This window comes from Mycobacteroides franklinii, from assembly GCF_002013895.1.
GTDB classification, from domain to species: Bacteria; Actinomycetota; Actinomycetes; order Mycobacteriales; family Mycobacteriaceae; genus Mycobacterium; species Mycobacterium franklinii.
Genome location: NZ_MAFQ01000008.1, coordinates 73,633 through 96,494, shown reverse-complemented (window position 1 = coordinate 96,494; position 22,862 = coordinate 73,633). Strand labels below are relative to the sequence as shown.

The 22,862-nt window shown below is 62.9% G+C and carries 19 protein-coding genes and 1 pseudogene; 12 read left to right on the top strand and 8 right to left on the bottom strand.

Annotation, left to right across the window (positions count from 1 at the left end; translation table 11 throughout):
* Positions 1–38: 38 nt before the first annotated feature.
* The 3 genes and pseudogenes from B4393_RS14940 (at position 39) to B4393_RS14930 (ending at position 3,648) form a co-directional block, all read left to right on the top strand.
* The gene (locus B4393_RS14940; protein WP_078334769.1) at positions 39–1,628 is read left to right on the top strand and encodes a flavin-containing monooxygenase; all 1,590 of its coding nucleotides are present in this window, start codon (positions 39–41) and stop codon (positions 1,626–1,628) included.
* Between the two features lie 351 nt (positions 1,629–1,979).
* Positions 1,980–2,684, top strand: a pseudogene (locus tag B4393_RS14935) (cytochrome P450); the annotation flags it as partial.
* A gap of 157 nt (positions 2,685–2,841) precedes the next feature.
* The gene (locus tag B4393_RS14930) at positions 2,842–3,648 is read left to right on the top strand and encodes an SDR family NAD(P)-dependent oxidoreductase (RefSeq protein WP_011895445.1); all 807 of its coding nucleotides are present in this window, start codon (positions 2,842–2,844) and stop codon (positions 3,646–3,648) included.
* 53 nt (positions 3,649–3,701) lie between these two features.
* On the opposite strand, the gene B4393_RS14925 is transcribed toward B4393_RS14930, so the two are convergent.
* Positions 3,702–4,379 (bottom strand): TetR/AcrR family transcriptional regulator, encoded by a 678-nt coding sequence (locus B4393_RS14925; RefSeq protein ID WP_225397498.1) that lies wholly within the window; start codon positions 4,377–4,379, stop codon positions 3,702–3,704.
* 143 nt (positions 4,380–4,522) lie between these two features.
* On the opposite strand from B4393_RS14925, the gene B4393_RS14920 reads away from it, so the two are divergent.
* Positions 4,523–5,668, top strand: a complete 1,146-nt coding sequence (locus tag B4393_RS14920) for an acyl-CoA dehydrogenase family protein (protein WP_011895443.1) — start codon at positions 4,523–4,525, stop codon at positions 5,666–5,668.
* Between the two features lie 606 nt (positions 5,669–6,274).
* Here the strand turns inward: B4393_RS14920 and B4393_RS28385 are convergent.
* From B4393_RS28385 to B4393_RS14885, 7 genes are all read right to left on the bottom strand, one after another.
* Complete coding sequence (locus B4393_RS28385) at positions 6,275–6,472, bottom strand: adenylate cyclase regulatory domain-containing protein (RefSeq protein ID WP_231963591.1); 198 nt, start codon at positions 6,470–6,472, stop codon at positions 6,275–6,277.
* Between the two features lie 106 nt (positions 6,473–6,578).
* Complete coding sequence (locus tag B4393_RS14910; protein WP_011895441.1) at positions 6,579–7,241, bottom strand: TetR/AcrR family transcriptional regulator; 663 nt, start codon at positions 7,239–7,241, stop codon at positions 6,579–6,581.
* A 413-nt stretch (positions 7,242–7,654) separates the two neighbouring features.
* Positions 7,655–9,391 (bottom strand): acyclic terpene utilization AtuA family protein, encoded by a 1,737-nt coding sequence (locus B4393_RS14905; RefSeq protein ID WP_078334768.1) that lies wholly within the window; start codon positions 9,389–9,391, stop codon positions 7,655–7,657.
* A complete protein-coding gene (locus B4393_RS14900; protein ID WP_011895439.1) occupies positions 9,388–10,200 on the bottom strand; it encodes a TIGR03084 family metal-binding protein in 813 nt (270 codons plus the stop codon). The genes B4393_RS14905 and B4393_RS14900 overlap by 4 nt, the downstream gene beginning before the upstream one ends.
* A gap of 2 nt (positions 10,201–10,202) precedes the next feature.
* A complete protein-coding gene (locus B4393_RS14895) occupies positions 10,203–10,970 on the bottom strand; it encodes an enoyl-CoA hydratase/isomerase family protein (protein ID WP_011895438.1) in 768 nt (255 codons plus the stop codon).
* 386 nt (positions 10,971–11,356) lie between these two features.
* Complete coding sequence (locus B4393_RS14890; protein WP_067992190.1) at positions 11,357–12,865, bottom strand: carboxylesterase/lipase family protein; 1,509 nt, start codon at positions 12,863–12,865, stop codon at positions 11,357–11,359.
* A gap of 221 nt (positions 12,866–13,086) precedes the next feature.
* Entirely contained in the window at positions 13,087–14,100 is a 1,014-nt protein-coding gene (locus tag B4393_RS14885; protein ID WP_041800299.1) for a helix-turn-helix domain-containing protein, read from the bottom strand.
* Between the two features lie 122 nt (positions 14,101–14,222).
* On the opposite strand from B4393_RS14885, the gene B4393_RS14880 reads away from it, so the two are divergent.
* From B4393_RS14880 to B4393_RS14845, 8 genes are all read left to right on the top strand, one after another.
* Entirely contained in the window at positions 14,223–14,543 is a 321-nt protein-coding gene (locus B4393_RS14880; RefSeq protein ID WP_011895435.1) for a 2Fe-2S iron-sulfur cluster-binding protein, read from the top strand.
* A gap of 22 nt (positions 14,544–14,565) precedes the next feature.
* Positions 14,566–15,957, top strand: a complete 1,392-nt coding sequence (locus tag B4393_RS14875; RefSeq protein ID WP_011895434.1) for a cytochrome P450 — start codon at positions 14,566–14,568, stop codon at positions 15,955–15,957.
* A complete protein-coding gene (locus B4393_RS14870) occupies positions 15,954–17,156 on the top strand; it encodes an NAD(P)/FAD-dependent oxidoreductase (protein WP_067992193.1) in 1,203 nt (400 codons plus the stop codon). The genes B4393_RS14875 and B4393_RS14870 overlap by 4 nt, the downstream gene beginning before the upstream one ends.
* A gap of 265 nt (positions 17,157–17,421) precedes the next feature.
* A complete protein-coding gene (locus B4393_RS14865; RefSeq protein ID WP_067992196.1) occupies positions 17,422–17,832 on the top strand; it encodes an SCP2 sterol-binding domain-containing protein in 411 nt (136 codons plus the stop codon).
* Between the two features lie 48 nt (positions 17,833–17,880).
* Positions 17,881–19,497: a fatty acid--CoA ligase gene (locus B4393_RS14860; protein ID WP_078290122.1), complete on the top strand. Its 1,617-nt coding sequence runs from the start codon at positions 17,881–17,883 to the stop codon at positions 19,495–19,497.
* A 45-nt stretch (positions 19,498–19,542) separates the two neighbouring features.
* Complete coding sequence (locus B4393_RS14855; protein ID WP_067992199.1) at positions 19,543–20,649, top strand: NDMA-dependent alcohol dehydrogenase; 1,107 nt, start codon at positions 19,543–19,545, stop codon at positions 20,647–20,649.
* Between the two features lie 270 nt (positions 20,650–20,919).
* Entirely contained in the window at positions 20,920–22,020 is a 1,101-nt protein-coding gene (locus B4393_RS14850) for a BtrH N-terminal domain-containing protein (protein ID WP_067992202.1), read from the top strand.
* Positions 22,017–22,685, top strand: coding sequence for a transglutaminase-like domain-containing protein (locus tag B4393_RS14845; protein ID WP_043985051.1), 669 nt, complete (start codon positions 22,017–22,019; stop codon positions 22,683–22,685). Before B4393_RS14850 ends, B4393_RS14845 begins: the two co-directional genes overlap by 4 nt.
* The last annotated feature ends 177 nt before the right edge of the window (positions 22,686–22,862 follow it).

Sequence of the window (22,862 nt, the reverse complement as noted above, 5' to 3'; positions counted from 1 at the left end):
CACGAGGCGCCCCAGCACGAAGGTTGTATGAGCTAACGATGAAACCCGTGAAACGTGAACCAACCCAGGACAATCCCCCTGGTAACCCCTCGATCGTCATCATCGGCGCTGGCTTCGCCGGAATTACCCTTGCACTTCGCCTCAAACGCGCAGGGTTCGACAGGGTCCTCATTGTCGAAAAGGGCGATGGTGTCGGGGGAGTCTGGCGGGAGAACACCTACCCAGGGGCGGCCTGTGACGTCCCGTCGCAGTTGTACTCGATCTCCTCGGCGCCGAATCCCAGGTGGGGTCGGCGTTACGCAGAACAAGGTGATATCCTCGCCTACCTTCGCCGCGTCGCCGAGGAAAGTGGTTTGCTGTCCCTCCTTCGGACCAAAACCGAAATCGCTAAGGCGGCCTTCGATGAGCGCACGAACACATGGCGTCTGACCACGACTACCAGTCAGGAATTGGAGTGCGATGTCGTCATTTCGGCCGTGGGCCAGCTGTCCCGACCCTCAGTTCCTGATATTCCTGGAATCTCGGGCTTCGCGGGCCCGTCGTTTCATTCCGCGAATTGGGACCACGATCTGAATCTCAGCGGCAAGCGGCTTGCGGTCGTCGGCACCGGCGCTAGTTCGGTGCAGTTCGTCCCGGTGGTCGCCGCAGGCGCTGAGCACTTGGACGTTTTCCAACGGTCAGCCCCATGGGTGCTGCCCAAATTCGACCGTCAGTACGGTGGGCGGCATCACCAACTGCTGCGCAAGTTGCCCATTCTGCGGCTCAGCGAACGTCTGATGATTTGGACGATATTCGAGTTCTTGGCGTTGGCACTCGTCGACGCGAAGCCAGTAGCGCGAGTCTTGGGAGTCATCGCCCTCCGGCACCTAGGTCGCCAGGTGTCGGATGCCCGGCTGCGTTCCCACCTGACGCCGGACTATGCGCCCGGGTGCAAGAGGATTCTGTTCTCCAGCGACTATTACCCCGCGCTCGCACGTCCCAACGTTTCATTGGTCACCGACGATATCCGGGCAGTAGAGCCTGGCGGAATCCGCACGGTGAACGGCGACTTCCATGCCGCCGACGTGATCATCTACGGCACTGGCTTCAGTGCCACCGAGTTTCTTTCCCCGATGGAGGTCTACGGCCGCTCGGACCGGAAATTGTCGGACGTGTGGGCGGATGGCGCGCACGCCTACTACGGCCTATCGGTGCCAGAGTTTCCGAATTTCCTCATGATGTACGGGCCCAACACCAACGTGGGATCCGGGTCCATCGTCTACATGCTCGAATCGCAGGCCCGACACATCGTCAGGTTGATGAAGGTTCTCCGTGCCCATCCAGGAAGTGTTATCGAGGTCCGTGCAGATGTGGAGAAGCGCTTCAACGACCGGTTGAGTCGCCGCCTGGACAGATCCGTGTGGACTATGTGCACGAGCTGGTATCGCTCGGCGCGGGGGTCGATCTCTACCAACTGGCCCAGCCCGACCTTCTTGTATCGCCTTCGTGCGCGCAGGCCGAAGCGGCGCGCTTACGTCCTGTCGCGTCCCGCGCCCGCGAACTCGTCGCGCAGGGGGACCCCCGAGCCGGCCAACACCCATCTGGCCGACATGCCCTATGCCCCCAGCGGGGCCGATAGCGTCGACTAGTGGCGGCTCTGTTCAGTGACGGGTATCCGAGGACGGCGGGGAGTCGCTGACATTCGAGCGGCAACTGTGATCGCCGTTGACAGGGTGGTACCGGTGTAAACGATGGGTGAAATCCTTCCGATAATGCGAGAAACAACATCAAGGGGGCACTCGATGACCAAATCGCCGTCCGGTTCGGCAAGCAAGTCCCGTGACCGGCTGTTGTCGGTACTACTGAATCCCCTCCCGCAGCGCGTCGAGCGCGCTATCCAGGAGTGAGTCGACGATGGCCGGTTCGCGAACTTGCCGCGCCGCCGACCGGTAGCGGATTGAAGCCAGTTATCGGCGATCAGGGATTGCCTCTCGTTGGCCTTCGCCCGGAACTTACCGGCGGCACGCTCGGGGCAGAATGGTGATTTACTCGCCGCGCTATGTGAGGCGCGCGCCAGGACGGCGAACGCTTCACTGATGCGGACAGCATAAATCAAATGATCTTTCTGATGATGGCCGCTCATGACACGTCAACGATCACCACTGCCGCTGTGGCGTACTTCTTGGCGAAGAATCCTGAATGGCAGGATCGACTTCGTGCTGAGTCTGACCGTCTAGGCGACGATCTGTCGGACATTGAGGACCTGGAGGGGCTTACGGCGATGGACTTGGTCATCAAGGAGTCGCTCAGACTAGTTGCACCGGTACCGTTGGTTATGCGTAAGACGGTGACCGACACCCTAATTGATGGCTACTACGTCCCCTCCGGAGTGCTCGTCGTCATCACGCCTGCGGTCAACCACTTTGCGCCCACAGTGTCGACCGAGCCGGACCGGTTTGACCCAACGCGACTCGAGCCGCCACGGCGCGAGGATCAGGCCCACCGCTTCGCCTGGCTTCCGTTCGGAGGAGGCGCGCACAAGCGCATCGGGATGCACTTCGGCACCTTGGAGGTGAAGGCAATACTGCACGAGATGCTGCGGGAATTCACCTGGAGTCTGGATGACGGCTACCGCGTTCGGTGGGACAATACGTCCCTGCCTGTTCCCTGTCGACGGCCTACCTATTACGTTGTGTCGCCGATGATATCTAGGTCATTCCACGAGACTTTTGAGTGCTTAGCCGAGCACATCGCCCTTACAGGGCGCCGGCGGAATCGACGCAGTCCTCCAAGTGGCCTCGGAGATCCTCAACAAACCCCGGCGAACCGTAGTCGGCAAACCTACGCAAACTGCCGGAAAGGATGGTCATGCTAGAACCATCAACAGCCGTCGTCACAGGAGCAGGTCGAGGGATTGGTCTGGAGATCGCGAGACAACTCGCCGCTGCCGGTCACAAGGTTTTGCTCACGGATGTGGATGGCGACGCAGCGGAGCGCGCTGCCACCGAGGTCGGCGGTGGCGCTTGGAGCGCCACGCACGACGTACGAGATCCGTCGGGTCATCGGGAAGTCGCTGCTCAGGCTTTAGCCGCTGGCCCTCTGGCGGTGTGGGTAAACAACGCTGGGATCCTACTCGCGGGTAACAGCTGGAGTCACAGCGATGCCGAGATTGCGTCGATCCTCGATGTCAATGTACGAGGTGTCGTTGCCGGCTCACACGCGGCAGTTGTCGCTATGGGCGCGGGTGGGGGCGCGATCCTCAACATCGCGTCCCTCTCGGCTCTGGCGCCCATCCCTGGATTAGCGATGTACGCAGCAACCAAAGCGGCCGTATTGTCGTTCACCACATCGCTGCAGGGCGACCTTGACCATGCGGGATTGCCAATCCACGCACGGGCGCTATGCCCTGACGTGGTAAGTACGAAAATGGTCACCGACCGGGTTGCCGACCCTGGGGCGGCGCTTCTGTTCGCCGGACCGCGTCCAATGGATGCTGCGGCCGTGGCCCGCGCGGGACTCGAGTTGCTGGAGAGTCGCCAGATATTCCGGGTAGTTCCTCGGTGGCGTGGCGTAGTTGCGCGCACTAGCGATGCTGCGCCGTCGCTTGGATTGAAAGCTTTCGCGTTGATGCGCGGCGTCGGTGAGCGGCGCCAACGCAATCATCGTTGATGGCGGTGTCGAAGACGGAGGGTTTAGCGTGGGGAGGCTCGAATTGTACCTGGTCAGGTTTTCGGTTCGCAGAGTGGTAAGTGGGGATCAAGCTGGAATCCCAGTTCCTGCAGCCTGTCATTGATTATCAACCAGGTTTGCCGTGTCAACCGAATGACGAGTTCGTCACGAGTGGAGTCGCGATGGTCCAGCCACCATAGGACCGAAGCGTCCATCAAGCCCATGATGGCGGCGACATTGCGGTCTGCCGCCTCTGAGTCCTCGCCGTAGCGAGGAAAGTAACGGGCACCCGCGACGGCGAGTTCAGAGGCGAATGCGCTGCTGCCGGGCGCGGTCTTCTCGGTGCTGCGCCGATAGTGTCGGTTCACCAGGAACCGATAGAGGTTGGGGTGTTCGTCAGCCCACATGACGTGCTGAGTGACCGGCGCGCGTATCACGTCTAGCGGCGATCCCTGGACATCCAGAGTTAGGCGAATCTTCGCAGTGAGTTCGCGGTGGACGTGACGAGCCACGGCAAGATCGAGTTCTTCTTTACTTGCGAAGTGGCGGTAGAAGTGTGTGCGTCCCAAACCGGCCTTGTCTGCGATTTGGCCCGTGAGTGCGTGGGGCCCGTTCTCTTCGATTGCGCTGAGCGCCGCTTCGATGATCTGTTCACGACGTAGTTCACGGCCCGGCAACCTACTGGCCGCGCGGCGTACCGCTGTGGTGTCCACCCAGTGCTGTCGCTCCACGATGTCACCGTAACGCCCCGCGCTCTGGAAAGTTCTGGGTACGTGTTGTACCCGGCGTGCGATTCGTGGTACACCATGTACCCACAGGCGAAGCGAGACCATTGCGGGATCGGTGCGCAAGCAAACACAGTGAGGACTTTGTAATGGCAGCCAACCGCTCTAGCTGGATGGACGACGACCTCGACGCACTGCGGGATTTGGCACGTACGTTCTGTGAGAAGGAGGTCGCGCCGCACAGTGCCCGCTTCATCGAGCAGCACCACGTGGATCGGGACCTGTGGACCCGGGCGGGTGATCTTGGGTTGCTGTGCATGTCAATCCCCGAGCAGTACGGCGGAGGTGGGGGAACGTTCGCTCACGAAGCAGTCTTGATTGAGGAACAGGCCCGCATCGGCGATTCGGCATGGGGCGCGCCGCTTCATAGTGGAATCGTCGCCCACTACCTGCTCGAGTACGGCACCGATGAGCAGAAGGAACGCTTTCTTCCCAGACTGGCAACTGGTGAGATGGTTGGCGCGATTGCGATGACGGAGCCGGGCACTGGCTCCGATCTCCAATCTGTCACGACCAAGGCATCGCGCGTTGGAGACGAATACGTTGTCAACGGTTCCAAAACGTTCATCACCAACGGCGCTCAGGCCGACCTCATCATCGTCGTTGCGAAGACCGACCCCAGTGCCGGAGCGAACGGAATCTCGTTGGTTTTGGTCGAAGGCGATCGACCGGGCTTTCGGCGGGGTCGGGTGTTGGACAAGGTCGGTCAGCGCGGACAGGACACCTCCGAGCTCTATTTCGAAGATGTGCACATTCCGGTTGAGAACCTCCTGGGTACGACTGAAGGCCAGGGGTTCATTCAGTTGATGCAGCAACTTCCCCAAGAGCGATTGATCCTTGCGCTTGGTGCAGTGACAGTACTAGAAACAGCGCTCGAGTTCACTGTGGAATACACCAAAGATCGGCATGCCTTCGGCAAGCCCGTCTTCGCCTTCCAAAACACCAAGTTCAAGCTCGCCGAGGTCGCCACCGACGCCCACATCAGCCGCGTTTTCATCGACGACTGCGTCGCCCGCCATCTGCGCGGTGAACTCGACATCCCCACCGTCGCGATGGCGAAATGGTGGACTACTGAGCGTGCGATGGTCGCCCTTGATGACTGCTTGCAGCTCCACGGCGGCTACGGCTATATGACCGAGTATCCCATCGGCAGGATGTGGGCCGATGCTCGCGTTCAGAAGATCTACGGTGGGACAAACGAGATTATGAAGGAGATCATTGCTCGGTCGCTTTAGATCGAATTCGACCGCTAGATTGGTTACGAGGGGCCGCGATAGCGAGGTGGCGTTCGCTTATCAAGTCGGTGGTGACTGTTCATTAGGCGGTCACTGTTCACTAGGCGGATACCCGGCGAGCTCGCTTCAAACGGGGGCCTTACTCGGCCGGCCTGGGCGCGCCGCGCCCGAGACAGGTTGACCTTGCTGCTGACGCCCTTCAGACGGTATGCGCCGGCGGACGACCACCGGAGGCCTGCGTCGTCGTCGACGATCGCCCGCGTGGAGTCCCACCAACACTGCGCCTGGCCGCGCCGCCGCGCTCACTCGGCTGGCCAGGTTCACGGGGTTGCCGAACCAGTCGCCCGCGCGCGAGACCGCTGACCCGGACGCCACGCCAATCCTCAAGGAAGGCAGGTCATTTGCTGACGCGCTGTCGATCAGGTCCAGCATCGTCGTTACCAGCGGCGTCGGTCGTGATGAGACCAGCATGACCGCGCCCCGAGGGTTTCACGAATCTCACCGGTGGGTTGGCTGCATCGCGCGCAGCAGTCGCGAGTCGATTCGCGAGCCTCTCCAAATCGTCGGGCTGAAGCTTTCAACATGTTCAGCGCGCGAAGCCACGCATCATCTCCGTGGCCTGCCCGATGCCTTCCGTGAGGGCCCGCAATATGGCGACTGTTTCGTCTGGATTCCGGTTTCCGTGCTCAGCTCGCGCAGAGAGACGTACCGTCCCTCATCACCCAGTACGCGGCTTGTAGGAAGAAGGAGAGGGGTTGGGGCCACCAGTCGGCTTTGATCAATCGTGAAGCCCTGGGCATGCAGCCAGGCAATTAGATGAGTCCTTTCCTGGCGGCTGTCGCCCTCAAGACCGTCGTGCAGACATACTGAGCGAGGTCGTCTTCGTGTGTTGCTGACACCCTGGACCTGCTTAGTGCTGCGGCGTACCGGGACGCGGACAGGATGGTTCAGTGTTCACGCCGCGCACCTGGTGACTCGACGCGGGGACGCCGAGCACGGCGTGACCCATCGCAACGAGCAGCGCAGAGGTCTGTTCGGGAGCCAGGCCAGTGCCGCGGTAGTGCAAGATCGATTGAATGGCTCCGATCGCTCCATGAACCATCGCCCGAAGTTCAATCTCATCGACCGCGGGCCGCAATTCTCCGACGAGGTGTACCCACTCTTCTAGATAGAGTCGCTGCTTTCGGCGCAACCGGCTCTGGTGCTGATCCGACAGATTGTGCACTTCGCGGTAATACACCATTGCCAGCTCGCGTTGATCCATTACCAAGGCGACTTGGTCTGACACCAGCAGGGTCAGCGCCTCCGCCTCGTCGCGGGACTGCTCGACGATCGCCGTCGCACGCTTAAGGAGTTTGTCCACCACTCGCTCGAAGAGGGCCGCCAGTAGATCGCTCTTACTGTTGAAATGGCGATAGATGGCCGGCCCGACAACCCCTGATGCAACGCCGATGTCGGCCATGGAGACAGCGTGGTAGCCCCGCTCGGCAATCAACTCGGTGGCAGAGGCGAGAATCCGTTCCCGACGTTCGCCGCCGACCCGGGTACGTCCGGCAACGACCACCTTGTTCACTACTACCTTCCTTCGCTCGCAACCAGGGCTCGCGCAGCACTGCAGCGCCGGGAGCTACACTACGAACGTTAACACCTGCTCACAATCCCAGGTTGAGTTGAAATGTAGACGCCCAGTGGCAGGTGGCTGGCGCCTGCGCGTGTGATCCCCATTCGTGGATGTGCCCGCTCATTGGCCAAGATCGGCAACCGCGTGGGCAGATCGCTGCGCCCTCTTTGGATGTCCAGTTCGGCAAGGAACTGGACAAAGCCATCTCTCCGTCTGCCGGACGCTGTTGGCGTCATCCGATCGTCATCACATCGTTCGGCAACACGGCTTTGGCAAAGGGGCTACGTCAAGCAGCAGGCAGAGGACGGCGACTTGATTGGCGATACGTCGACAGAGTGGCCCGGCTACTCCAAATTCGGGATTTGTCAGGTCGCGCCGACAAGGGATTGCGGTATGTCCACGATGCGGGAGCGCAGGTACTCGCACAAGCCCTTCGCCTGGGCATCCGGCCGGGTCGAGGATGCCACGCCTTCCCCCAGCAGCCCGTGCACCACAACGTTGAGCGCACGCAGGTTGGGCAGCTCGAATCGCTCTATGCGCAGCTGCGCAGCCTCCGGGCCGAGCAGCCCGCGCAGTCGCTCGACGGTTAAGTGCTCGCGCACCCAGGCATAGCCGGCGTCGTCGCGGGCCCAGAGACCAATATTGGCGTTGCCGCCCTTGTCGCCGGACCGCGCGCCCAGAACCGCGCCCAGCGGCGCGCGGCATGTCGGCTCGGTCGGCGGCGCGGCTGCCGCGCTGCCCCGGACCTTCGCGGCCGGCACGCTACCGGTCGGCGGATCGGCGATCCTCCGGCGCTCACCGTTGGGCAGCACCACGACCTGCGTCACGCTCGACCGGGGCACGGTCGCTGGGCGATACACGCCGAACACTGACTCCGACGTGGGTGGCGTGGTGGTGTGGAAGCCGGCATACCCGGCCAGAGCGATCTCCATGATTGCGCTCGAGAACGCCCGGCCGACCTTGCGCGGGTCGGTGTCCTTGACCGTGATCCGCAAGTGCGCGCACGCCTGGTCGTTGGTGGGGGCGTCCGGTGTGTCGAAACGCAGAAACCGGACGTCGACCTCGGCGAAGGATCCCCGGCCGCCGAGGATGTCGAGCAGCTGCTGCTGCGCGAACGCGGCTTTCGCCTCCAGGTCCAAGCCGGTGAGCACCATCGTCATGGTGTTCCGGTAGCCCCCGACCTCGTTCAGCGCCACCTTGAGCGTCTCCGGTGGCGGGCTGCCGGTGACACCCGTGATCGCCACCCGGTGCTCGGCCTGCTGGGCCAGCGAGATCGTGTCGAAGTGAGTCACCACGTCGGGCCCCAGATAGGCCGGCTCGGCGATCTCGTAGAGCAGCTGGGAGGTGACCGTACCGACCGACACCAGCCCCCCGGTGTCGGCGTGCTTGGTGATCACCGACGAGCCGTCGGCCGCCACCTCCGCGATCGGGAAGCCCGGGTAGCGACGGTCGGTGATCTCGTCGAGGAAGGCGTAGTTGCCGCCCGTGGCCTGTGGTCCGCATTCGATGACGTGGCCGGCCACGACGGCACCGGCGAGCCGGTCCCAGTCGGTGCGCTCCCACCCGTGCCACCAGGCGGCCGGGCCGACGACCAGCGAGGCGTCTGTCACCCGTCCGGTGACGACGACGTCGGCGCCCGCACCCAGCGCTTCGGCGATACCCCAACCCCCGAGGTAGGCGTTGGCCGAGACCGGCTTGACCTCACCGACCGCAGGGGTGATCGCGGAGAGGTTCCCGCGCAAGTCGTCACCTTCGATGTGGGCGATCCGGACGGTGATACCGAGCCGGTCCGCAAGCTCGCGCAATCTGACGGCCAGCCCGGCCGGGTTGAGCCCACCGGCGTTGGCCACGATCTTGATACCGCGGTCGGAACAGGTGCCCAACACCTGCTCCATCTGGGTCAGGAACGTGCGCGCGTAACCGCCCGCCGGATCCTTCGCCTGGGCCTTCGCCAGGATGAGCATCGTCAGTTCAGCGAGGTAGTCCCCGCACAGCACGTCGATGCTCTGCTCGCCCGTCCCGCCCTCGACCATCTCCCGCGCCGCGGCGATCCGGTCGCCGTAGAAGCCCGAGCAATTTCCGATGCGTACCGGGTCCCTCACGACACACCTCCGTCGAACTGTCCTGCGGTGCGCCCGCCACCGGGAGGTCCGGCGAAGGCCTGCGCGATGGAGAGCCACTGGTCGGCGAGCGGACCGGTGACGTGCAGTGCGGTGTCGTCGCGATGCCTGCGCTGGGTGACGAGCAGGCAGAAGTCGTGCGCAGTGCCGGTGACCCGGTTGGGCACGCCGTCGGGGCCCCAGGTCCACAGCGTGCCCCCCGGTGCGGTGAGCTCGACACGGACGGGTTCCTCGGGCACCTCCAGGCCGTTGGCCATGTAGCTGAACGCCCGCGCTCCCACGCCGATGTGGGCGACGTGGCGCAACCGGGCCGAGGGCACACGGGTCACTCCCAGCGCGTCGGCGATGTCCTGACCGTGCGCCCAGGTCTCCATGATCCGCGCGGTCAGCGAGGAAGCCGCGCTCATGGGGAGGCCGAACCACGGCACCCGCATCGAGGGGTCGATCGCTGCGAAGGCAGCGACGAGGGCGCGGCGCGCGCCGTCGAACCAGGACAGCAGCTCCGCTGTCGGCATCGGCCGGTAGCGCTCGGCGATGGTGTCCGGGGAGATCCGGCCGTCGGCGAGCATGGGCAGCACCTCGGCCGTGAACCCTTCGGGGTCGGTGGCTGAGCGCACCGCGGCGTCGTCGAAGAACGCAAGATGGCTGATCTGATCGCGGACCGCCCAGCCTGCCGCGGGGGTGGGCGCGTCCCACCCGGCTTGCCCCTCGGGCAGCTCGGCGATCAGTGACCACAGCTCGGCCGTTTCCGCCCCGATGTCGGTGATCAAGGACTCCATCGGCACGGCCACGTCTAACGTCCCTTCCAAACCGGTGTGCGCTTCTCGCGGAACGCGGCGGGACCCTCTAGCGCGTCGGCGCTGAGGTACACCGGCTCCCATATCTGGTCGGCGTGGGCGTAGGCCTCCGTCAGGTGGTGCGCTGCGGAGAGGTATACGGTCTTTTTTGCCGCGAGTACGGACAGCGGTGCGTTGGAAGCGATCCGCAGGGCGATCTCCTGAACTCGTACCCGCAGCTCCGCTGCGGGCACGACCTCGTTCACCATGCCTACCTCGCGGGCGCGCTCGGCAGTGATCGGGTCGCCGGTCATCAAAATCTGCAGCGCAATCCGCGGCGGCAGCAGCCACGACAGCGGGACAGCCCATGGCGAGCCGCGGCCTACCTTGACCTCGCTGACCGCGAACCTGGCGTGCTCGGCTGCGATGACGAGGTCGCACTGCTGGGCCAGTAGGAATCCGCCGGCGAAGGCGACGCCGTTCACCGCGGCGATGGTCGGCTTGGCGACCTGGATGTTGCGCCCGAATTGCGGCGCGAAGTCTGGCGGCGGAACCGTGAGCGCCGTCTCCGCCATCTCTTTAAGGTCCCCTCCGGCGCAGAACGCCTTATCGCCTGCCCCGGTCAGCACCAGAACCTTGGCGGAGTCGTCGGCGTTGAAGCGGTGAACGCTGTGGAACAGTCCCTGCCGGACCGCCCCGTTGAGCGCGTTCCGTGCCTCGGGGCGATTGATCGTCAACCAGGCCACCCCGTCGACGACCTCGTAGGTGATCGCTTCCTCGCTCATCAATCCCCGTCCTGATCGGCACCCGCCCTCCCGATGTGAGGGCTCGTTCACTCGCAGTACGTTACCCGGCAGAATGTCGCGAGGACCAGTTGGTGAGCGAACGCGTTGCGTCCGGCGGCGCAACCCGACCGGCGTGGCCAGCTCCGTAAATGTTGGGTTCGCCACCTCGTCGGCCGCATTCGGTTCGAGCGATTGACGAGATCGGATCCCAAGGCCGCAACACGGGGTTGCATTCGTACGTCAAGTCCTCGGCAAGAATGTGGCCCTCTTCGGCCTTTTGGGATTGGCACGCCGGAGGTGCTCCTTGCCACCGTTTCACCCTTGGCTCCCAGAAACAATCGGTGCCAAATGCTGTGAACGCATGCGTCGCCGCGGGGAACCGCTCGTCAGCGTCCGAGGACTTGAAAACCTTCCCATGCTTTCCGGCGGTCGGCGTGGGGGTCGTTGTCCACTCGCGAAGCGCGATCGAAGACGAGGACCGGACGGGCGTCGCTGGTGTAGCGCGGCCAGCCGTCTCCTGGAACTCCGGTGCGTGCGAAAGCATCCCAGCGCCCTTGCATGTCGTCGCTCACGCGTAGGGCCGAGCGGCGATCGGCTCCGGCGCTGAGTAGCCGACCGAGCGGCGTGCGGTAGGCGTCGAACACCGCAAGAAGCTCCGTCGCATGGGTGGCACCCAGCCCGGCCCATTGCAGAGTTCGCGGGGCGAAGTCATAGCGGTACAGATATGTGGGGGCGTGCCGACTGTGGGAATCCGCGAGCTGCCACAGTGTCGATCCGAATGTGAAGTCGGCCCCCAGTCGGATACAGGCATCGGGGGCCGGATATTCGGGATAGGCAGCAGTAATTCGCTCGCGACAGGTGGGTTCCGCTCCCGCTAGTAACGCTTCGATCTTGGCTTCGTTCGTCGGGAGGAGTTTGAGGAAGCGAGTGAACAACCGGCCCTCGTCGGCGTTCGTACCGACGATCAGCGGCACACGGTACGCCTTGCCGTCGCGCATCGCTTGAATGGGCTCGGACGGTAGATAGTCGGTTCCGAATGTGCATCCCACCGGGTAACCGCCAGCAAGGTCCGATGCACTCGTGGTGAGCAAGCGATCGAATGCATTCACCAGTTGAGCCGGACGCGCCGCCAACAGGAGGCGGGCGGGCTCCCGCTCGTCGGCGCAGAGAATGGATGCGAACTTGGCGGCGAACTCCGCGGCCAGCTCCTGGGAGCGGGATAGCGCGCCGGCCGGACTTTGTGAGATAGCCTGTGCGAAAAGCCCTTTCGCCGCTGGCACGGCCAGCAAAGTGGTAACGGCGTGCGCGCCCGCGCTCTCTCCGAAGATCGTCACGTTATCGGGATCGCCGCCGAATGCCGCGATGTTCTCGCGTACCCACCTGAGCGCCGACACGAGGTCACGCAAGTAGAGGTTGTCGTCAATATGGATGTCTGCGGTGGACAGCGACGACAGGTCGACAGCCCCTAGCGCGCCGAGGCGGTAGTTTGCCGATACGTACACGCAACCGCTGCGGGCAAGCGACGCGCCATCATAGATCGGTGTCGCGGAACTGCCCAGGAAGTACGCCCCGCCGTGAATGAAGAACATCACGGGCAGAGGTCGGTCCGAGCCGCCGTCGGGTGCAACGACATTGAGGGTGAGGCAGTCCTCGCTCATGGGCTGGAACTTGCCCGGACCGACGATGGTGTATCGGCGGGGCTGTGGAGCGCAGTAGCGGAATCGGTGGCAGGGTCGGACGCCGTCCCACGCTTCGACCGGCTGGGGAGCCTTGAACCGCAGCGCGCCGACTGGTGGCTTGGCGTAGGGAATGGAACGCCAGCGATTGACGCCGTCCCGCGTGAATCCTTCGATGGCGCCCGAGGTGAGTTCGGTGCGGACTGTCTTCGCTGGCATGTATCGACAATAGCGAATGACTATTCACACCAGCGCCCGGCTCTGCCGTTCAGTCGCCGTGTCGGGCACGGTTTGGCCTGCTACTGATGACTCACTCGACTTCGGTCAGCGGCCTCCACGGCCGTTCGGTGACGTCGTGGCTGATTCTTAAGCACCGGTTACTTCTTTTCAGAAGAAGAAGCTACCCATGACCGGCTATCTCCGGGCGTGCGGGGACATCCTCAGCGTTGTGAGCGTCGGTACTCGCTCGGAGAGCGGCCGGTCCATCGCTTGAAGGCGTGTGAGAAGTTAGCAAGATCGCCGTATCCGAGCTCGGTCGCGATCTGGCTTGCCGACATTGATCGGGTGATTAACAGCATCATCGCGCTCTCCCGCAGACACGACTGGCGCAACTCGCGAAACGTGGTGCCCTCTTCGGCGAGCCGGCGTTTGAGTGTGCTGGTGGATACCGAGAGTTCGTCTGCGACCCGCTGGCAACTTCGCTGTCCGGGATCCTCGTCCAACAACCGTCTCACCTTCTTGGAGAAGGACGTGGCTCCGCTCTGCTCGTCGAGGGTCCGCCTCAGCTCGGCGACGGCGAGTCGATACGCAAGGGGATCGGAGAACCGGCACACTTCATTGAGCGCGTTGACGGGAACATGAAGGTAGGACATCGGTGCGTCAAAGAACAGGCGCCCGGCTAGTACCATCTCTGCCGCGAGTTTGTTCAGGGAGACCGGCGCTGACCAACTCAAGTGGAGCGTGACGGTCAGCGCGTCACTGACGAGCATGTCCAGCAGTCGTAACAACGCCGAGCCGGTATATGTGACTGCTAAGCAGTCCAGGGCCCGATCGCCTGTGTGCCCCCAGAGCCCGACGGTGAGACCTTGGTCGTTTGGACGGAATTGTGCATTGATCGCCGTGGTGATCAACGGTAGATAGGTGAGCAGCTCGACGATCTCGGCTACCGAGCCTGCGCTGACCAGCGGGACGCTCAACGGGCCGAAAGATGTCAACTGTGCCTGTCCTGCAAACGAGAAGCCGAGCAGGGTTGCCCGGTCGACGTCTAGATCGGGGTACAGATCGCGAAACCACCGCAGTGGCGCCTGGACATCGTGCTGCATCAGCGTCGCCTCGTCGGTTCCCTCGCGCGCCATGATGGTGCGAAGCCGCGCGACGGCGTCCGGGTCGAGTGCCTGGCTCTCCAGCATTTGCACGAACGCGACCGGAGGCACACCGGCGTTGCTGAACTTCACCGATCGTGCCCCCTGAGCCCAATCCACAAGTTCCTGATCCGCGCAAACATAGCGGAAGCGCTCGGATTGGACAATCCTGTTAACAAGTATTCACATTCAGGGCAACTTAAGAGGAGTCGGTAATGGCCGTTGTCACTTTTGTCTCCCACGACGGCGACAAGCACCAGGTGCCTCTCGATGAAGGCCAGTCACTCATGCAGGTCGCGACCAACAATGCAGTGCCTGGCATCGACGGCGACTGCGGAGGCGAAGCGGCGTGCGGTACCTGCCACGTCGTCGTCGATCCGCAGTGGTCCGATCAGGTCGGCTCCTCCGGCGTCGGCGAAGAGGAGATGCTCGCGATGAACCCCGAGCGTCAGCCGACCTCTCGGCTGTCCTGCCAGATGACGGCCTCCGAGGCATGGGACGGCTTGATCGTCCATCTGCCGGAGTTCCAGATGTGACGACGAAGGGAAGTGGTCAAACATGGTAAAAATCTCTGAAAAGGTCGCCGAGAAAGTTCAGGCGACCATCCCGATCGACCTGCAGATTCAAGGTGCACACGCCTACGACAAAACTCGGCGTTGGGTGACCGGTACGAACGGGAAGAAACTCTTTGTAGAGCGTCCTATTCCGCCGGCCGAGGAGGTCGAACTCGCCGACATCGATCTCAGCAATCCTTTTCTCTATCGCCAGGGGCGCTGGCAGTCATACTACGAGCGCCTGCGTAACGAAGCTCCGGTCCATTATCAGCGGCACAGTGCCTTCGGCCCGTTTTGGTCCGTCACCCGGCATGCCGACATCGTGGCCGTCGACAAGAATCATGAGGTCTTCTCCGCTGAGCCATTGATCGTCATCGGGGTGCCGCCCCGCTTCCTGGATATCAAGATGTTCATCGCGATGGATCCACCACGCCACGACCTGCAGCGGGCGGCTGTCCAAGGGGTGGTCGCACCCAAGAACCTACGGGAAATGGAGGGTCTGATTCGCTCGCGCGTAAGGGAGGTGCTGGATAACCTCCCCGTGGATCAGCCGTTCGACTGGGTTCACGACGTCTCGATCGAGCTGACCGCTCGAATGCTTGCGACCCTGCTGGACTTTCCGTACGAGCAGCGTCGCAAGCTTGTCGAGTGGTCGGATCTGGCAACCTCGATGGAGCAAACCAACGGCGGTCCCTCGGACCTTGACGAGACGTTCGTCGGCATGCGCGCCATGGCCCGAGATCTCAGCCGGCACTGGCACGACAAGGCGGCCCGGACCGGTGCCGGAGAAGAGCCTGGGTTCGATCTGATCACCATGCTGCAGAGCAATGAAAGCACCAAAGACCTGATCGACCGGCCGATGGAGTTCTTGGGCAACCTTCTGCTGCTGATCGTCGGAGGCAACGACACGACCCGGAACTCGATGAGCGGCGGCGTTCTCGCGTTGAACCGCTACCCGGACCAGTTCGAGAAGCTGAAAGCAAATCCCGACCTGATCCCCAACATGAACTCCGAGATTATCCGATGGCAGACGCCACTCGCCTACATGCGCCGGATCGCCAAGGCCGACACCATGCTGAATGGTCAGTTCATTCGCAAGGGTGACAAGGTCGTGATGTGGTACGCATCGGGAAACCGCGATGAGCGCGTATTCGATCGGCCCGACGACTTCATCATCGACCGGGACAACGCCCGCAACCACATCTCTTTCGGGTTCGGCGTCCACCGCTGTATGGGCAACCGGTTGGCCGAGATGCAGTTGCGGATCCTGTGGGAGGAGCTGCTTCCTCGTTTCGAGAAGATCGAGGTCATTGGTGAGCCCGAATACGTGCAATCCAACTTCGTCAGGGGAATCAGCAAGCTGATGGTCCGCCTCACCCCGAAAGCCGGCGCATGACTTTGCATCGAGCGGTCATCGTGGGCGCCAGCCACGCGGGCGCCCAACTGGCGGCCAGCCTTCGTCAAGAAGGATGGGACGGCGAGATCGTCCTCGTCGGCAATGAATCGGCAGCGCCCTACCAACGCCCTCCGCTGTCGAAGGCATATCTGGCCGGGAACTGCACAGTCGACAAGCTCGCGATCCGCAGCGCCGAGTTTTACACAAAGCTGCGAATCGAAGTTCTGGATGCGACGGTGGAGGCAATCGATCGCGCAGCGGGTCACCTCTCGCTGAGCACCGGCGAGGTGCTGCCCTACGACAGGCTCGCGCTGTGCACGGGCGCGCGCCCCCGTCGGCTCTCCACCCCAGGCGCCGACCTGGCCGGAGTCTTCTACCTACGCACCGCGGCGGACGTCGAGATGATCCGAGACGCCACCAGACCGGGGCGTCGAGCCGTGATCATCGGCGGCGGTTACATCGGATTGGAGACGGCTGCCTCCTTGCGTGCGTTGGGTCTAGAGGTCACCGTGCTCGAGGCGACGGAGCGCGTCCTCGAACGGGTGACCGCCCCGGAGGTATCGGCGTTCTTCGACCGGATCCACCGGGAGGCGGGCGTCAACATCCAGACGGGCGCGCGGGTCGAGGCTCTGTCTGGCGACGGCAAAGTCGGCGAAGTAGTCCTGGCCGGTGGCGAATCGATTTCCGCCGACCTCGTCATTGTCGGCATCGGCGTTGAGCCGAACACCGAGCTCGCCGCTGCCGCGGGCTTGGTCGTCGACAACGGCGTCGTGATCGACGACCAAGCCCAGACCAGCGACTCCGCCATCATGGCCGCCGGGGACTGCGTCAGCCACGACATGGCTCGTTACGGCCGCCGTATACGTCTGGAGTCCGTGCCCAGTGCGGCCGAGCAGGCCAAAGTCGCGGCGGCGACTTTGTGCGGGAAGTCCAAGAAGATATCAGCGCTGCCTTGGTTTTGGTCAGATCAATACGACCTCAAGCTCCAGATCGCGGGTCTCAACACCGGGTACGACGAGGTGGTCCTCAGCGGCGACCCGACCCGCGACCGCGACTTCACCTGCTTCTACCTGCGTGCCGGCGAGCTCATCGCCGCCGACTGCATCAATCGCCCCCGCGACTTCATGTTCAGCAAGCGGGTCATTACGCAGCAGGTCCCCGTCGAACGGGCCGAACTCATGCTCGCCGGCTCGGTCTGAGGTCATGGCTGCATGGGCGATGGGACGGCGACTGCGATTGCGACGCGTGTGTCGGAGACGAACGTCAGCGAGAACCGCCATCCAACTCCGCTGGCCGCGGGGACTGGCTAGCGGATGCCGCCGGGCACCTCGGCGGTGTTACCGCAGCGCATCAGAAGCTAGTGGAGGTCGCCAACAGGCGTGACGATTTTTGCGGGGGGAGCATCGTCTTGAGTCGATGCTCGCGACTGTTCTGTTCTGACAACGAGATTGGTGGAGATTGACGGTGGCGGTATTCAAGGACGAGGACGAGGTCTATGCCTTCTTGGGTGGGATCTTTCAACGGGGCTTGGAGAAGGAGGGACTGGCGGACAAGCTCGCAAATTCGGGTGTGGTGTTACGGGTGCACTACACCGATCCGGACGCGGTGGTAACGGTGGACATGCCGAAGAAGGTGGTGGAGACCGGAGCGGCCAGTACCGCGGTGCCCAACGTGGAGTTGTTCATGTCGGCGGACACTGGAAACAAGTTCTGGCTGGGCAAGGTGAACCTGACGATGGCGATGGCCAAGGGGACGGTGCGCGCAAAGGGCCCGGTGCCGAAGTTGATCAAGTTGATTCCGCAGGCCAAGAATCTGTTCCCCGAGTACCGGTTGATGCTGCAGAGTCAGGATCGGCAGGACCTCATCGATGCGTGACCGTCGCCTCATCAAGGGTTGTCGGGCGGGCTCTCGATGAGGAGCACGATGCAGGACGTTGCGTTGACGGTGCCCGCGATCGTGGCCCATGCTGCGGCAGTCCATGGCGATCGCGAGGTGTTGACCGCACGCGGACCCCAACAGATCTCTGGGGTGTCGTATCATGAGTTGGGGCAGCGTGCGGCGCGGTTGGCGAATGCGTTGCGCGAGATAGGCATTTGTGGAGACGAGCGTGTCGCGACGCTGCAGTGGAGCAACCAGGAGCACCTGGACTGTTACGCGGCGGTGCCGTCGATGGGTGCGGTGCTACATACGTTGAATCTGCGGCTGCCACCTGAACAGCTGACGTGGATCGCCAATCATGCCGAAGATCAGGTGATCATCGTCGACGGTACGGTGCTGAACCTGTTGGCGGCGGCGTTGCCGTCGATGACCTCGGTGCGCACGGTGCTGGTGACCGGCACGGGTGATCTTACCGCAGTGCAGGGCTGCGGAAAGGACGTCCTTCGCTACGACGATGTGGTGGCAGCCCAGCCGAGCACGTTCGACTGGCCCGACGTCGACGAGCAGTCGGCCGCAGCGATGTGCTACACGAGCGGTACTACCGGGCACCCGAAAGGCGTTGTCTACAGCCACCGTTCGACGTGGTTGCACTCTCAATCGGCGTGCACCTCGAACGCCTTGGGCATCGGTCATGACGACACGGTGTTGGCGATCGTTCCGATGTTCCACGCTAATGCCTGGGGGTTGCCGTATGCGGCGATGATGGCGGGGGCGCAGCTTCTGCTGCCTGACCGTTTCCTGCAGGCGGGGCCATTGGTGGAGATGATCGAGGCGGCCCGGCCCACGATGGCGGGCGCTGTGCCGACGATCTGGACCGATGTCTTGCACTACCTGCGCGACAATCCCGGCCACGACGTGAGTTCGCTGGAGATGGTGGCGTGCGGTGGTTCGGCGGTTCCGAGGTCGTTGATGACTGCCTATGACGAACTGGGCATCCGAATCGTGCAGGCCTGGGGGATGACTGAGACCTCCCCGCTGGCTGCGGTCGCTCTGCCGCGGAACACCGACACCCCGGAGAGGTCCCTTTACCTGCGGGGAACCCAAGGCAGGGTAGTGGCCGGTGTGCAGGCGCGCATCGTTGATGACAGCGGTGCAGAACAACCTTGGGACGGACTGTCGGTGGGGGAGATTCAGATCCGCGGCCCGTGGATCACTCAGTCCTATTACGAGCATGACAGTCCGGCGGTGTCGCCGGACGGTTGGTTATGCACCGGGGATGTCGGGACCATCAGCGCCGATGCGTTCATCACTCTCACCGACCGCGCCAAAGACGTGATCAAGTCTGGAGGGGAGTGGATCTCCTCGGTGGAATTGGAGAACGAGTTGGCCGCTCACCCTGCAGTACGCACCGCCACGGTGATTGGAGTGCCCGACGACAAGTGGCAGGAACGGCCGCTGGCAGTGGTGGTCCTGGCCGCTGACTGCACCGCCACCGCTGCGGAGTTGACTGAGTTCCTGCGTGCACGGGTGGCCAAGTGGTGGCTACCGGAACGGTGGGCGTTCGTCGCCGACGTTCCGTTGACGTCTACTGGCAAGTTCGACAAGAAGAAGCTGCGCCGCCAGCATGCCGACGGTGAGCTCGCCGTCGAGACGCTGGCGTGAACCATCCACTGCTACGGAAGCACCGACGTTGAGGAGAGGACACACATGAAAACACGCGCTGCCGTGCTCTGGGGCTTGGGAGAGAAGTGGGAGGTTGATGAGATCGAGCTGGATCCGCCCGGTGCGGATGAAGTGCTGGTCCGGTTGACCGCCAGCGGGTTGTGCCATTCAGACGAACACCTGGTGACCGGTGATCTGCCGTTTCCGCTGCCCGTCGTCGGTGGTCATGAAGGCGCCGGCACCGTGGTCGAGGTGGGTGCAGGTGTCGAGGACCTGGCCGAGGGCGATTCGGTCATCCTGACGTTCCTGCCGTCTTGCGGGCACTGCTCTTACTGCGCGCGCGGGATGGGAAACCTGTGCGACATGGGTGCGGCGATCATGATGGGACCCCAGATCGACGGCACCTACCGCTTCCATGCCCGCGGCGAGGATGTCGGCCAGATGTGCTTGCTGGGCACGTTCTCGGAATACACCGTGGTGCCGAAGGCCTCCTTGGTCAAGGTTGACCACGGGACACCGTTGGACAAGGCGGCCTTGATCGGTTGCGGTGTCACGACCGGTTACGGCTCGGCGGTACGCACCGGTGACGTGCGCGCCGGGGATACCGTGGTCGTGATCGGCGCCGGCGGCATCGGCATGAATGCGATCCAAGGCGCCCGCATCGCTGGCGCGTTGACCATCGTGGCTGTCGACCCAGTGGAGTTCAAGCGCGAACAAGCTGGCGGTTTCGGCGCGACGCATGCCGTTGCCACCATCGATGAGGCCTGGTCACTGATCAGCGACATCACCCGTGGCAAACTCGCCGACGTCTGCGTCTTGACCACCGACGTCGCCGAAGGGGCCTACACCGCTGAGGCGCTATCACTGGTCGGTAAACGCGGCCGTGTGGTCATTACCGCGATCGGACACCCCGAAGACACGTCGATGTCGGGCTCGCTGCTGGAATTAACGCTGTATGAAAAGCAGATCCGCGGTGCCCTCTACGGCTCGTCCAACGCCGCCCACGACATCCCGCGGCTCGTCGAACTCTACAACTCCGGACAACTCAAACTCGACGAGCTGATCACCCGTGAGTACACCCTCGATGAGATCAATGAGGGCTACGACGACATGCGGTCAGGCCGCAACATCCGAGGACTCATCCGATTCTGACAGAGCACCGAAAGCAGGGAAGCGCAAAACGGCACCAAGCGAGCTCAGTACAACGATGGCGATGCTGCGGGTCAGGGGCTCTCACCGTTGACGCTTTGATGCGGATAGCGATCGAAAGCAATGTTTCCCATAGTCATAGGCGGTCGAGCTGCGCGGGTGAGATTGGCTGCGGTCGACCAGTTCTGGCACCTACCGCCAGCCGCGACGCCTTGATGGAACGTAGCTTTCGATGAGTCTTAACAGTGCTATTGGACAAGAGAGGAAGCGGCGATGGCGAGGATTGAAATTCCCTATCCCCACAGGAGAGGAGGGCACTGTGGTTCCGGTGCGCTGCGTGACCTTACTGAATGGGCACAACTAGGATGGGGGACAGAAACACTCAGTGAAGGATTGGTCTTCACCCTCGGCGGAGCCTTGGACTTCTCGTACGTCCGCTCTACGCAATTGTTTCCCCAGATCTACCTGGTAGGACGAGGAAGCGACCTGGAAAAAGACTACCTCTCCCGAGTTGGTGCAAACTGCGTAGTGCGATCGACCGATGACGCAGACGTGGGATGGTCATTTGTTACCGACGAAGTCGACAAGGGCCGACCCGTCATGGTCTGGGCTGACATCGGCGAACTTCCTTACCTGCGCGTCCGATTGCACATGAGCCGTCACGACATCGTCATCACCGGATATGATGACGAACAAGGGGTTGCCTATGTGGTCGATAATGACCGCGAGACCACCCAAACGGTGGCTTATGACGACCTGCGCCGGGCGCGGTCCTCGGTAGGGTTCCCTACACCGACCCGGCACACCACATATCACGTCGACTGGCCGGAGCGAGTGCCCGACCTTGGGCCGATTGCCGCCACTGCATTAGCCGCGAGCGCAGCTTTCATGCGCGGCGGTGCCGTAGGTGCGCCGCTACTGCGCATCGAGGCAGCTGAAGTCGAGGCCTCCGGTTTGAAGGGTGTGCAGGAGTTCGCCGATGACGTACGGCATTGGCCAACGGTGTTTGATGACGACGCCCTGACCGCGGCATTGTTCGGGCTCGGGGCGTTCATCGAGAAAGCCGGAACCGGTGGCGGGCTCTTTCGTATGCTGCAAGCACAAGGTTGCCAGAATATCGCCGATCTCCTCGGGGACGCCGCCGCAGCCGAAGCGGCGGCCGCGGCCCGACACGCTTCCCAAGCGTGGTCTGAGCTTGCGGCCGCAGCCACCGATGCCGGCACATCGCTACGGAGTCGTAGTCTCGCTGCGGCCAAAATCGCCGCGACGATCCCGGACTCCGAAACACGCCTCGTCGAAGCCCTCGAAACGGCCAGTCGATCCGTTGGCACTGTCGATACCGGCCTCGAGGCTTATCTGAAAGGCTATCTGTGAGCGACACTTCAAACGAATCGAGTTTCCTGGAGACAACTGGGTTCCTCGATTGGCAGCACGACGATGTACAGCGCTTCACCGAGGACGCGGTCGGTGACGTTCGTGACCCTGTGCAGAAGGCGAGGTTGATCTTCACCGCTGTGCGGGACAGGATTTGGTACGATCCCTATAGCACCGACGACGATCCCGAGCATTATCGGGCGAGCTATGTAGCGACAGCGTCGAGGGCGTATTGCATACCGAAGGCGGTGCTGCTGACCGCGGCAGCTCGTGCGGCGGGCATTCCGGCCCGGCTCGGATTCGCGGACGTGCGCAACCATCTGCAGACCACCACATTGCGTGCCCGGATGGGAGGTACCGACGTGTTCGTCTACCACGGATATAGCGAATTACAACTCAACAACCGCTGGGTGAAGGCCACTCCGGCGTTCAATGCCGAGCTCTGCGCGCGATTCGGTGTACCTCCGATCGACTTCGACGGCCACACCGATGCGCTCCTCCATGCCTACGACGGTGGGGGAAGCCAACACATGGAGTACCTCAACGACCGCGGTTGGTACCACGATCTCCCCTTCACCGACATCGTTACAGAGTTGCATCACCGGTACGGCCCGCTCATGGCTGGCGCTGGAGCCCAGCGTGACGCCTTCTCCCAGGAGTTGTGAGGCGCTGCGGACTGTGTGCCAGTTCATTGTGACGCGATCTGGCCGGCTATGAATACACTGCAGTCCAAGGGATTACGGGCAGGACCAGATAGCCGACAGTGTCCTAATCGGAAGGTGTGTCGCAGCGATGATCTCGGCGGGCTAACGAGTCCTACATACATATCTACCGGCGATCAG